General features: G+C 52.4%; 2 protein-coding genes. Both read right to left on the bottom strand.

From position 1 onward, the window contains the following. Positions 1 to 2,374 (bottom strand): DUF1601 domain-containing protein (locus tag ACO6UY_RS24165; RefSeq protein ID WP_422491590.1); only part of this gene is annotated, 2,374 nt, incomplete at its 3' end. Positions 2,375 to 2,530: 156 nt separating this feature from the next. After that, the coding region (locus tag ACO6UY_RS24160) for an RAP domain-containing protein (RefSeq protein WP_422491589.1) at positions 2,531 to 3,685 on the bottom strand (1,155 nt) is incomplete at its 5' end.

The raw sequence follows: 3,685 nt of genomic DNA, 5'->3' as shown, positions 1-3,685 counted from the left end.
GTCCGTTGTCCACCAGTTTCGCCATGGCCCACAGCAGGTTGGTGATTTCCTGTGGTGTAAAGTTAGCTTTCTGTGCGATCACCTGAGGCAATAGCGCGGCCACGGCCTCGTTGAGTTCTGGTGTCCGCTCCTGCCCGTTGCCCACCAGTTTCGCCAAGGCCCACAGCAGGTTGGTAATGGCCTGGGCATTAAGTTGGTTTTTCTGTGAGTTCACGAGGGGCAACAGCGCAGCTACGGCCTTATTGAGTTCTGGTGACCTCTCATGCCCGTTGTCCACCAGTTTCGCCATGGCCCACAGCAGGTTGGCGATACCTTGTGGTTTAAAAGCAGCTCTCTGTGCATTCACGCGGGGTAACAGCGCAGCTACGGCCTCTTTGAGCTGCGGTGTCCGCTCCTGCCCGTTTTCCACCAGTTTCGCCATGGCCCATAGCAGGTTGGCAATACCCTGTGGTGTAAAGTTGGCTTTCTGTGCGCTTACGTGCGGCAACAACGCGGGCATGGCTCCGTTAAGCTCTGGTGTCCGCTTTTGCCCGTAGTCCACCAGTTTCGCCATGGCCCACAGCAGGTTGGTGATTTCCTGTGGTGTAAAGTTAGCTTTCTGTGCGATCACCTGAGGCAATAGCGCGGCCACGGCCTCGTTGAGTTCTGGTGTCCGCTCCTGCCCGTTGCCCACCAGTTTCGCCATGGTCCACAGCAGGTTGGCGATAACCTGGGCATGAAATTGGTTTTTCTGTGCTTTCACCTGGGGCAGCAGCGCGGCCACGGCATCTTTGAGTCCTGGTGTCCACTTTTGCTCGTTGTCCACCAGTTTCGCCATGGCCCACAGCAGATTGGTGATATCCTGGACATTAAATTGGTCTTTCTGTGCGATCACCCGGGGCAAAAGTGCGACCAGGGCATCGTTGAGCCGTGGTGTCCGCTTCAGCCCGTTTTCAACCAGTTTCGCCATGGCCCACAGCAGATTGGAGATATGCTGAGGAATAAATTGGTCTTTCTGCGCGTCCACGAGAGACAACAGGGCGGCCACGGTCTCGTTGAACCCTGGTGTCTGCTGCTTCGTATTTTCCACCAGTTTCGCCATGGCCCACAGCAGGTTGGCGATATGCTGAGGAATAAATTGGTCTTTCTGCGCGTTCACGAGAGGCAACAGGACGGCCACGGTCTCATTGAGCCCTGGTGTCTGCTGCCTCGTATTTTCCACCAGTTTTGCCATGGCCCACAACAGGTTGGCAATGTCCCGGGCATTAAGTCGGTTTTTCTGTGCGTTCACGAGGGGCAACAGGGCGGCCACGGCCTCGTTGAGTCCGGGTGTCCGCTCCAGCCCGTTTTCCAGCAGTTTCACCATGGCCCACAACAGGTTGGCAATGTCCCGGGCACTAAGTTGGTTTTTCTGTGTGTTCACGAGGGGCAACAGGGCGGTCAGGGCCTCGTTGAGTCCTGGTGTTTGCTCAAGCCTGTTGTCCACCAGTTTCGTAATGGCCCACAGCAGATTGGTAATGCCCTGGTCAGTAAGTTGGTCTTTCTGTGCGTTCACGCGGGGCAACAGGGCGGCCACAGCTTCTTTAAGCTCTGGTGTCCACTCCCCGTTGCCCACCAGTTTTGCCATGGCCCACAGCAGGTTGGCGATACCCTGGGCGTTGAATTGGTCTTTCTGTAGGTTTACGTGGGGCAGCAGGGCGGTCATGGCCACTTTGAACTCCGGTGTCTGCTTCTGCCCGCTGTGCACCAGTTTCGCCATGGCCCAAAGCAGGTTGGCGATTCCCTGGGCATCAATATCCCTGGCTTCAGGTTTTTGGTTGCAGGTAAATATTATGGCATCAAGCAAAGTTGACAATAAGGCCGCTTGAGTCGACTGAGCACGCTCATGCATGGGTTTATAAGGGATGAAAGCACCCGCTGAAGTCAATGAATGAAGTGTGGTCGTCAGGCTTCGCCAATTCCAACTCCGTGTTGGGGTAAAGTTTTGCAGCATACTTATCAGCTGGCTTTGTTCCGCCCGGTTTAACGATCTTTTTGCAGCTGACGTGTATTTTTTAATTGAACTGGCATATCGACTGTGATCTCTCCCATCATAGCGATGACCGAAGCGATCCGATCTTCTCACCAGATCATCCATTATTTCCTGTTTGATGAGGGCGTTAAAATCTTCAGCAGGGTTTACCGAGCGGCGCTGTAGATGTTGAGAAGAGCGTGTGCCAGAAGAATGGTAACATTCATTGCGATCCGGTGCAGTGCGGGGGGGATGATTCCATTGTCTGACTGTGGCATGTCTATATCGCCCACGCCCTGAAGAAGGGGCAGGGTTATTCGGTTGGTTGTAATCATTACCCGATCTTGTGTCATTACCACTGATACCAGCTGATCTTCTATCCATAATTATATTTCATTAATTCATGAGAATATAAAAAGCAGACTGCGGTTCTGTTCAGAAGTTCATTTTGCTGAACGGTTTATAAACGCAAGTGGTTGGAGGAGAACATCTACTCTGAATTGTGAAAACGGTTCCTGAGTCACGATGACAGGGAGACGATTAATGGCTGTTTGTTCTCTTCTTTATTTGATCAATAAATGGTTTCATTAAATCATGGTTCCAACGCTGTTTAACCGGAATTTCAATGACCTCAAACCCTGCTTTTTGCAACAGTGCAATTTTCAGCAGAGTCGAACCATTCCTGGTTTTGAAATCACCATTCACGTAATGAAATGGTCCCTGAATTTCAATCACCATGTTGTGCTCTGGCAGAAACAGGTCAACCGGAGGTAATAAGTTCAAACTCTTTTCTTCTTCAATCTTCAAACAGGGAAGGCGTGATTGGAGTTGATCACGGAAGAAAGTTTGAGGTTCTGAAAGGGTTGCCCGGTAATGGGGGACGATCGGAAACGGTCTGCCAAGCCAACTGGCGGCCATGGCAATGACGCGTTGATCCTTTTCATTGTCCGGGGGGGGATTTTCCAGGCGAGTAAGCAGGTCATCCAGGTGCTTTTCAAGCACGTTATTTTTATTGGCCTTGGAGACCAGAGACAACCTGGCACAGCATACCATTACGCCCCAGAGAGACATAAATATATTTTGCTGAGAGGACTGAGGGTTTTCACTGATTTTGTGAACAAGCGATTTGAAGATAGAGGTAACCACGTCCAGCTCAACGAGCTCACCGAGTTTCGCGGTGGCCCAAAGCAGGTTGGCGATTTCCTGTGGTTTAAAGTTAGCTTTCTGTGCGTACACCCGGGGCAACAACGCGGCCACGGCCTCGTTGAGACCAGGTATCTGCTCTTGCACGTTGTTCACCAGTTTTGCCATGCTCCACAGCAGGTTGGCGATATGCTGAGGAATAAATTGGTCTTTTTGTGTGTTCACGCAGGGCAACAACGCTGCCACGACCTCGTTGAGCTCTGGTGTCTGCTCCTGCCCGTTGTCCACCAGTTTCGCCATGGCCCACAGCAGGTTGGCGATCTGCTGAGGAATAAATTGGTCTTTCTGTGCGCTCACCCGGGGCAATAGCGCGGCCACGGCCTCGTTGAACTCTGGTGTCCGCTCCTGCCCGTAGTCCGTAAGTTTCGCCATGGCCCACAGCAGGTTGGCGATATTCTGAAGAATAAATTGGTCTTTCTGTGCGTTGACGCAGTGCAACAGCGTGGCCACGGCCTCGTTGAACTCTGGCGTCCGCTCCTGCCCGGAGTCCGC

It is taken from the genome of Endozoicomonas sp. ALE010, assembly GCF_049310165.1.
In the GTDB taxonomy this organism is placed as follows: domain Bacteria; phylum Pseudomonadota; class Gammaproteobacteria; order Pseudomonadales; family Endozoicomonadaceae; genus Endozoicomonas.
The sequence above is the reverse complement of the archived record's forward strand: the minus strand, read 5'-3'. Positions and strand labels throughout refer to the sequence as shown.